The sequence below is a fragment of the Mycobacterium sp. genome (assembly GCF_049280035.1).
GTDB lineage: Bacteria > Actinomycetota > Actinomycetes > Mycobacteriales > Mycobacteriaceae > Mycobacterium.
The window spans coordinates 1-8,297 of record NZ_JBAPPI010000555.1 but is presented as its reverse complement, the minus strand read 5'-3'; the positions used below and the strand labels follow the sequence as shown (position 1 = coordinate 8,297).

General features: G+C 66.2%; 8 protein-coding genes and 1 pseudogene. 2 read left to right on the top strand and 7 right to left on the bottom strand.

Features of this window, described 5'->3' with window-relative positions; all coding sequences use genetic code 11:
- Positions 1-1,142 (bottom strand): GAF domain-containing protein (locus tag WAN71_RS18140; protein WP_422226659.1); only part of this gene is annotated, 1,142 nt, incomplete at its 3' end.
- Positions 1,139-1,789: a response regulator gene (locus WAN71_RS18135; protein WP_422226658.1), complete on the bottom strand. Its 651-nt coding sequence runs from the start codon at positions 1,787-1,789 to the stop codon at positions 1,139-1,141. The genes WAN71_RS18140 and WAN71_RS18135, both read right to left, overlap by 4 nt.
- A gap of 124 nt (positions 1,790-1,913) precedes the next feature.
- Between WAN71_RS18135 and WAN71_RS18130 the strand changes: the two genes are divergently transcribed.
- Complete coding sequence (locus tag WAN71_RS18130) at positions 1,914-2,726, top strand: HAD family hydrolase (RefSeq protein WP_422226657.1); 813 nt, start codon at positions 1,914-1,916, stop codon at positions 2,724-2,726.
- On the opposite strand, the gene mmsB is transcribed toward WAN71_RS18130, so the two are convergent.
- Genes mmsB through WAN71_RS18115 form a run of 3 tightly spaced genes read right to left on the bottom strand, consistent with a single transcriptional unit; the run spans position 2,698 to position 6,302 of the window.
- Positions 2,698-3,585 (bottom strand): 3-hydroxyisobutyrate dehydrogenase, encoded by an 888-nt coding sequence (gene mmsB / locus WAN71_RS18125; RefSeq protein ID WP_422226656.1) that lies wholly within the window; start codon positions 3,583-3,585, stop codon positions 2,698-2,700. The genes WAN71_RS18130 and mmsB overlap by 29 nt on opposite strands.
- Before the next feature lie 13 nt (positions 3,586-3,598).
- Complete coding sequence (locus WAN71_RS18120; protein WP_422226655.1) at positions 3,599-4,774, bottom strand: acyl-CoA dehydrogenase family protein; 1,176 nt, start codon at positions 4,772-4,774, stop codon at positions 3,599-3,601.
- Positions 4,775-4,781: 7 nt separating this feature from the next.
- Positions 4,782-6,302: a CoA-acylating methylmalonate-semialdehyde dehydrogenase gene (locus WAN71_RS18115; protein WP_422226654.1), complete on the bottom strand. Its 1,521-nt coding sequence runs from the start codon at positions 6,300-6,302 to the stop codon at positions 4,782-4,784.
- Between the two features lie 128 nt (positions 6,303-6,430).
- Here WAN71_RS18115 and WAN71_RS18110 point away from each other — a divergent pair.
- Positions 6,431-6,700: pseudogene (locus tag WAN71_RS18110) on the top strand (ATPase); the annotation flags it as partial.
- Here the strand turns inward: WAN71_RS18110 and WAN71_RS18105 are convergent.
- Both WAN71_RS18105 and ag85B read right to left on the bottom strand, forming a co-directional pair.
- The gene (locus WAN71_RS18105; RefSeq protein ID WP_422226661.1) at positions 6,673-6,933 is read right to left on the bottom strand and encodes a sensor domain-containing protein; all 261 of its coding nucleotides are present in this window, start codon (positions 6,931-6,933) and stop codon (positions 6,673-6,675) included. The pseudogene WAN71_RS18110 and the gene WAN71_RS18105 sit on opposite strands and share 28 nt — an antisense overlap.
- Positions 6,934-7,145: 212 nt before the next feature.
- Entirely contained in the window at positions 7,146-8,108 is a 963-nt protein-coding gene (gene ag85B, locus WAN71_RS18100; RefSeq protein WP_422226660.1) for a diacylglycerol acyltransferase/mycolyltransferase Ag85B, read from the bottom strand.
- Between the last annotated feature and the right edge of the window lie 189 nt (positions 8,109-8,297).

Below are 8,297 nucleotides of genomic sequence, written 5' to 3'. Positions count from 1 at the left end.
GCCATCGACAGCACACCGTAGCCGCCCATCTCGTCGCCACCCAGCGGATTCTCGAACGTGTCGAAACCTATTCCGTTGTCGACGATCTCGAGTCGGGCGGTCTCGTCATCCACCGCGAAACGCAGCCGAGCCACCGACGCGTTGGCATGTTTGACGATGTTTTGCAGGCCTTCTTGCGCGATGCGGTAGAGCGCGATTTCGATGTGCTCGGGCAGCCGGACATCGGCCAGTTCGAGCTCCACGTCCAAGTGCGGTATCGACCGGGCCAGACTGGCCAGCCCGCCCGCCAAACCCAAATCGTCGAGAACCGGCGGGCGCAGTCCGCTGATCGCCGCGCGCGCCTCGCCCAACGTCAACCCGACCAGGTCGCGGGCCTCGCCGAGCTGGCGGGACGCTTCGGTGGGATCGTCGCCGACAGCCCGCGCCGCCGCGTCGAGCCGATAGGACAGCGTGATCAGGCGCTGCGAGATGCCGTCGTGAATATCGCCGGCTACCCGACGGCGCTCGATTTCCTGCGCCTCGATCACCTGCTCGACGAACAGCTCGTGTGCCCGCTCTCTGGCTACCAGCTGCCGGTGCAACCGGGCCTGGTGCATGGCCCCGGCGATCAGCCGGCCGATCACCCGCAAGAGCTCGACGTCACCCTCGGTGAACTCGCGGCGTGCGACCGTGTGCACGTTGAGCACGCCGACCAGTCCGCCCGGGTCGGTTTCCATCGGCATCGACACCATCGAGGTGAAGTCACGTCCGCGCAGCGATTGGATCGGCAAGTAGCGGGGGTCGGCTTCCTTGTCGTGGGTGATGACGACGGGCTCGCGGTGCTTGGCCACCCAGCCGGAAATGCCGGATCCCAACGGCAGGCGAATCTTTCCCACTTGCCCGTCGAAAGGCGGTGTCGCACCGGCGAGGGTCAGCGAGCGGTCGGTGTCGTCGAGCACATGCACGAAGCACACGTCGGTCCCGGTGGCCGCGGTGATCATTCGCGCTGCCGCGGCCGCCAACGGCTCCACCCCGGGGCCGCTCGAGGCTGCCTGGATGAGCTCCCGCAGCAGCGCCAGTTCACGATCGGTGTCAACAAGATCGCGGACAGCGTTCGAGCCGCGGGCGCCGTTGTCCGGTGCTGCCGGTTGCCGTGCGGTCACCGGTAAATGCCCTCGCGCAGTGCAGTTGCCACCGCTCCGGTACGGTCGCTGACCCCGAGCTTGCGGTAGATCGCCCGCAAGTGGCTCTTGACCGTTTCCTCGCCGATAACGAGTTTGCTGGCGATGCCGCGGTTGGACAACCCGTTGACCATGCAGGACAGGATTTCGCTTTCCCGTTGCGTCAACCCCTGCCGGGCGCCCGGCCAGAATTCGTCACGCTGCATGCGTGCCGCGGTGTCAGCCGCCCGGGCCGCCATCCCCGGGTCGATCACGGTTTCCCCGTTGTGCACTAGTTCCAGCTGGCGCACCAGGTCGTCGCTGTTGACGCTTTTCAGCAGATAGCCGCTGGCGCCCACCCGCAGGGCCTCGAACAGGTACTGCTCGTCGTCGTAAACCGACAACATCACGACCTTGCGGGCGGGGTCGTGTTCACGCAACACCTTGCACAGGTCTAGCCCGCTGAAGCCCTGCATGCGCACATCGCACAGCACGACGTCGGGCTGCAGGTCGTCGACCACACCGACCGCCCGGTCGGCGCCTACTGCCTGCCCGACCACCTGCACCCGGTCCTTGAACGCCGCGAGCATCGCCTTGAGGCCCTCGATGACCATCTCGTGGTCATCGACCAGGACAAGACGCACCGCCATGGCAACACCCTAAGGCCCGCATCCGGGCGACGAATCAAGACAGGTGGGCAAGTTGGCTACGCGAATCCCCCTAATGGGGGAGGCTGGGCGCCTGGGATCCGGGCAACCTGTGGGCGTGCGAGCCATGGGGCAGACTCGGCCGTCCCGGACGTTCTGGTGGGATCGGGAACGTCCGGTCGACGCCGATATCCTGCGCGCGGTGATCTTCGACGCGGATTCCGCGCTGGCGGATATCGAACGCGATGGTCACCGGGTCGCGTTCAATGCAGCGTTCGCCGAACACGGCGTCGACGTCAGCTGGAGCGTCGAAGAGTACGGCCGGCTGTTGTGCATCCCGGACGGACCGCGACGTATCGCGGCAGATTTGCGGGCACGAGGCTTCGGCAGGTCCGCCGATGCGCTTGCGGGCCGGATCTATCGGACCAAGACCGCGGTGTTCGGCGACTGCGTGCTCGACGGCGACATCACGCCCAGGACGGGTCTGATCGACTTGGTGATGAGCCTGTTCGTCGCGGGAATCTGGGTGGGCGTGGTGAGCACTCGGCGCCGGGGGTGGGTCGAGGCCCTGGTGCGGCAATTAGTCGGTGACGGCCTCGTCGAGACGATCGTGACCGTCGACGACTTACCTGACAGCGAGTTTCGCTCCGACTGCGACGCCGAACTGTACCGGCTGGCGTTGTGGGAGTTAGGGATAACGCCGCGCGCCGCGCTGGCCATCGAAGGCTCGCGGCGTGGGTTGTGCGCTGCAGTCGCCGCCGAACTGCCTGCGGTGGTCGTCACCACCGGCTACACGGCCTATCAGCAGTTCAACGGCGCCGCGGAAGTTCGCACCGGCTACGACGGTGCGGATCCACTGCTGGCGAGCGGCTGCCAGCTGGCACACCGACGCTGGTGGATTGCCGGGCAATCTAGCCTTTGCCGCGGAGCAGCTCGATGACGGCGCTGAAGTCCTTGTCCGCGTTGGCCGCTGCGAATTTGGCATAGATCTCTGCAGCGTGACTGCCCAACGGCGCCGCCGAACCGGTTGAGCTGACGGCGTCCATCGCCAAACCCAGGTCCTTGTTCATCAGCGCGGTTGCGAAACCAGGTGTGAAGTCGTGGTTGGCAGGCGATGTCGGTACCGGGCCCGGCACCGGGCAGTTGGTGTGCACTGCCCAACAGTTACCGGTCGCGCCGGTGATGACGTCGAACAACGACTGCGCCGACAGGCCCAGCTTCTCGGCGAGCACGAACGCCTCGCCGATCGCGATCTGCTGCACGGCAAGCACCATGTTGTTGCACACTTTGGCGGCCTGACCGGCGCCGGCCGCTCCGCAATGAATGATCTTGCCGGCCATCGGTTCCAGCACCGGGCGCGCCCGTTGCAGGGCATCGTCGTCACCGCCGACCATGAAAGCCAGGGTGCCCGCGACCGCGCCTTTCACCCCACCGGAAACTGGCGCGTCGAGCTGAGCCAACCCGTGGGAGGCCGCGGATGCGTGGACTTCACGCGCGTCATCGACGGAAATAGTCGAGCTGTCGATGAACAGCGCGCCTTGGTTTGCAGCGGGCAGGATTTCGGCGTAACAGCGCTTCACCGCATCGCCGTGCGGCAGCATCGTGATGACGGCGTCAGCGCCGGTTACCGCCGCGGGCGCGCTGTCGGACACCACGACACCGTTGTCGGCGGCGGCGGTGGCCGCGGCCGGCACCGGGTCAAAGCCCTGCACCCTGTGGCCGGCGGCGACCAGGTTCCTCGACATCGGACCGCCCATGTGGCCCAACCCCAAAAACGCGACCGTTAAAGACTCGGCCATTTCTGTAGCCTTCCTACGCGCTGGCGCGGACCCGTGCGGCCTCGGCTCGGCCGATGACCACCCGCATGATTTCGTTGGTTCCCTCCAGGATGCGGTGCACCCGCAGATCGCGCACGATCTTCTCCAAACCGTACTCGCGCAGATACCCGTAGCCACCATGCAACTGCAGGGCCTGGTCCGCGACGTCGTAACACGCGTCGGTGACGTAGCGTTTGGCCATCGCGCACAGCGCGACTTTGTCGTCGGCGTCGGCATCGAGTGCACTCGCCGCGCGCCACAACAACATTCGCGAGGACTCCAGCGCGGTGGCCATATCGGCCAAGGTGAACCGGATGGTGGGCTCGTCGAGCAATGCGGCCCCGAACGCCTGCCGGTGGGAGAGATAGGACGCCGATTTGTCGAACGCGGCCTGTGCCCCACCGAGCGAGCAGGCGGCGATATTGATCCGACCGCCGTTGAGGCCGTTCATTGCGACGCCGAAGCCCGCGCCTTCACCGTCCGCGCCGCCCAGCATCGCGTCGGCGGGCACCCGCACATCCTCGAAAATCACCTGCGCCGTCGGCTGGGCATTCCAGCCCATCTTGTCCTCGTGCGCGCCGAAACTCAGCCCCGGACTGCCCTTTTCGACGATAAACGCCGATATCCCGCGTGGACCGGGCTTTTCTGGCCCGCCAGTGCGCGCCATCACCACATAGACATCCGAGGCTCCCGCCCCGGAGATGAACTGTTTGACGCCGCCCAGCACATAGTCGCCGCCCTGCTTGACGGCCCGAGTGCTCAACGCTCCGGCATCCGAGCCGGCGCCCGGCTCGGTCAGGCAGTAGCTGGCAATCACATCCATCGAGGCCAGCCGTGGCACCCAGGCCTTGCGCTGCTCCTCGGTGCCGAACGCGTCAATCATCCACGCGCACATGTTGTGAATGGACAAAAACGCCGCGCTGGTCGGGCAGGCCATCGCCAGCTGCTCGAAGATCCGCACCCCGTCCAAGCGGCGCAGCGCACTGCCGCCCACGTCGTCGCGGCAGTAGATCGCCGCCATACCGAGCCCGGCCGCCTCGCGCAGCTCATCGACCGGGAAGTGATGCGTCGCATCCCATTCCAGGGCGTAGGGGGCGAGGCGTTTGGCCGCGAATGCGGCCGCCGTCTCGGTGATCACCCGCTCGTCGTCGTCCAAACCGAAGAACTGCATCGATCGGCTATTTCATCGTCGGGATGACGAATTCGGCGCCATCCTTGATGCCGGACGGCCAGCGCGACGTAACGGTCTTGACCTTGGTGTAGAACTCGATCGACGCCGGACCGTGTTGGTTGAGGTCGCCGAAGCCGGAGCGCTTCCAGCCACCGAAAGTGTGGTACGCCACCGGGACTGGGATGGGCACGTTGACGCCGACCATGCCGACCTGCACCCGGGAGACGAAATCACGCGCCGTGTCGCCGTCGCGGGTGAATACCGCCACCCCGTTGCCGTACTCATGCTCAGACGGCAGTCGCAACGCATCTTCGTAGTCGTGCGCGCGCACCATGCACAACACCGGACCGAAGATCTCGTCGGTGTAGATCGACATGTCCGGGCTGACGTGGTCAAACAACGTTGGCCCGATGAAGAATCCATCCTGCAGGGTGGCATCACCAAACGAAAGGTCGTCGCTGGCGCGCCCACGCCCGTCGACGACCAGGTCGGCGCCGGCGGCCACACCCTGGCCGATGTAATCACGCACCCGGGCCAGGGCGGCGCTGGTAACCAACGGCCCATAGTCGGCCTTGGGGTCCAGGCTATGTCCGACCCGCAGGTTGTTGATGCGCTCGATCAGCCTGCCTCGCAACCGATCCGCGGTCTGCTCGCCGACCGGCACCGCGACGCTGATCCCCATGCACCGCTCCCCGGCGCTGCCGTAGCAGGCGCCGATCAGCGCGTCGACGGCCTGATCCAGGTCGGCGTCGGGCATCACGATCATGTGGTTTTTCGCCCCGCCGAAGCACTGCGCGCGCTTACCGGTGCCGGTCGCCGTCGAATAGATGTACTGGGCGATATCCGAACTGCCCACGAAACCGACCGCTTTGATGTCGGGATGGCCCAAGATCGCATCGACGGCCTCCTTGTCGCCGTGGACCACTTGAAACACCCCGGGCGGCAGACCGGCCTCGATGAACAACTCCGCCAGCCGCACCGGCACCGATGGGTCACGCTCAGAAGGCTTGAGCACAAACGCATTCCCGCACGCGAGCGCCGGACCGGCCTTCCACAACGGGATCATCGCCGGGAAGTTGAACGGGGTGATCCCGGCGACCACGCCCAGCGGCTGGCGCAGCGAATACACGTCGATGCCCGGGCCCGCACCCTCGCTGTATTCGCCCTTGAGCAGATGCGGGATGCCGATACAAAACTCGATCACCTCGATACCACGCTGAATGTCACCCCGTGCGTCAGGCACCGTCTTACCGTGCTCGCGCGAGAGCAACTCGGCCAACTCGTGCATGTTCTCGTTGACCAACTCGACAAATCGCATCATCACCCGCGCCCGGCGCTGCGGATTGAACGCCGCCCATTCCTTTTGCGCCCGTGCCGCCGAAGCCACCGCGGCGTCGACCTCGGCCATGCCCGCCATCGGGACCACCGCCTGCACCTGGCCGGTATTGGGGTCGAACACCTCGGCAGTGCGACCGGACTGCCCGGCGGTGCGTTTGCCATCGATGAAATGGGTGATCTGTGCGGTCATGGATGCCCTCGGATACGCAAAAGAAGTCAGTGGGTTACTAGGACATCCTAGTAACTGCCGAATGCCGTCGGCTATAGACCGATGGGGGTATTTACCTCTTTCGTTGGGGTGACGCTAAGGTCCCGCTCGCGCGCCGTCGTCGGGACAATCACCGCGCTCGACTGCTGCACGTTCCAGAGGACCTTGCGGTCGAGCGCGTCCGGCACCGGGTGCAGGCCGGCGGCCACGACGTGCCGGAGAACAAGATCCGCCAGCGGCATCGCCGATTGTGGGCAGTGGTCGCCAACGCCATCGCCTTATCAGACATCACCACCGTCTACGACAACAGCCGTCTGCGCGGCCCAGGGATCGTGGCCCAACTAAGCGGCGGTTATATCGTCGGCTCCCCAGACTGGCCGACCGGCCCCACGGTGACCACACTGGGTTTGCCGGCCTGGGTGAAGGTGTATTGCCGGTTGGCGCAGGCCGGCCACTGTTGGGCGGAGGCGGTGAAGAATGCGTCCGCATCACGCGCGGAGGAAAACAACACCACATCCTGAAAGACAAGATGAGTCCAAGTGTCGCCGGGCTCCTGGAGATTCAGTAGGCGAGAGGCGCTCCACCCGCTGCCGGCATAGACCGTTGGGTCCACCGGGCCCGTCAGGGGTAGACAAGCCTTGTCCGCCACGCCGCTGGCCTCGACCAGCACGGTGTAGGTTTCCGGGAAGGGGAGCAGGCAAGGAATCGAGCGCGACCGTCGGCGCGTGATCCCGAAGCTGGTATGCAGGGCGAGGCCTTCGACACGGCTACTGCGCTTGACGGGTTGTCGTCAAGCGCAGTATTGGCTTTCGGCGGTTACGCCGATCAGCCGGCGCCCAAGCTGTGCTGCAGGTCAGACTTCATGGCGTTGAGCTGAGCTCCCCAGTACTCCCAGCTATGCGTTCCGTTGGGCGCGAAATTGAACACCGCGTTGTGGCCACCGGCAGCGTTGTAGGCGTCCTGGAACTTCAGGTTGCTGGTGCGCACGAAGTTCTCGAGGAACTCGGCGGGCTGGTTGGCCCCACCCAACTCCGACGGGGTGCCGTTACCGCAGTAGACCCAGATCCGGGTGTTGTTGCCGACCAGCGCGGGGATATGGAGACTCGGGTCGTTGCGCTGCCACGCCGGGTCGCTCGGCGGGCCCCACATGTCCGCGGCGTGGTAGCCGCCGGCGTCACCCATCGCCAGGCCGATCATCGTTGGCCCCATGCCCTGGGAGGGGTCCATCAGGACCGACAGCGAGCCGGCGTAGATGAACTGTTGCGGGTGGTAGGCGGCCAGGATCAGTGCCGCCGACCCGGCCATGGAGACGCCGATCGCGGCGCTGCAGGTCGGCTTGACTGACTTGTTGGCGGCCAGGTACTGCGGCAGCTCGCTGGTGAGGAAGGTCTCCCACTTGTAGGTGGAGCAGCCGGCCTTGCCGCAGGCCGGGCTGTACCAGTCGCTGTAGAAGCTGGACTGCCCGCCGACCGGCATGACCGCCGACAGGCCCGACTGGTAGTACCACTCGAATGCCGGGGTGTTGATGTCCCAGCCGTTGTAGTCGTCCTGAGCGCGCAGGCCGTCCAGCATGTAGACCGCGGGTGAGTTGATTCCGCCGCTTTGGAACTCGACCTTGATGCTGCGTCCCATCGACGGCGACGGCACCTCCAGGTACTCGACAGGTAGGCCCGGCCGGGAGAATGCCGGCCGGGAGAATGCCCGTGCCGTTCCGGTAGTGGAGGGCTGCGAGGTGGTGCAGGGCTGCGAGGCGGTGGCGGGCTGCGAGGTGGTGGCGGGCTGCGAGATGGTGGCGGGCTGCGAGGTGGTGGCGGACTGCGAGGTGGTCGAGGGCTGGCGCAGCAGGTAGGTGATGCCGACGGCGACGATCACGACAACGACTGCGGCCGCGACGCCGGCGATGATCCAGGGCGTGGCGCTGCGGCGCGCCGGTGCGGGCTGCGGCGGCTGCTGGGGCGGGGCCCTCGAAGGCTGCGG

What these genes read in the sequence shown, in the direction of transcription:
- WAN71_RS18135 (WP_422226658.1), bottom strand. Translation starts at nt 1,789, where the DNA reads ATGGCGGTGCGTCTTGTCCTGGTCGATGACCACGAGATGGTCATCGAG.
- WAN71_RS18120 (WP_422226655.1), bottom strand. Translation starts at nt 4,774, where the DNA reads ATGCAGTTCTTCGGTTTGGACGACGACGAGCGGGTGATCACCGAGACG.
- WAN71_RS18130 (WP_422226657.1), top strand. Translation starts at nt 1,914, where the DNA reads ATGGGGCAGACTCGGCCGTCCCGGACGTTCTGGTGGGATCGGGAACGT.
- WAN71_RS18115 (WP_422226654.1), bottom strand. Translation starts at nt 6,302, where the DNA reads ATGACCGCACAGATCACCCATTTCATCGATGGCAAACGCACCGCCGGG.
- mmsB (WP_422226656.1), bottom strand. Translation starts at nt 3,585, where the DNA reads ATGGCCGAGTCTTTAACGGTCGCGTTTTTGGGGTTGGGCCACATGGGC.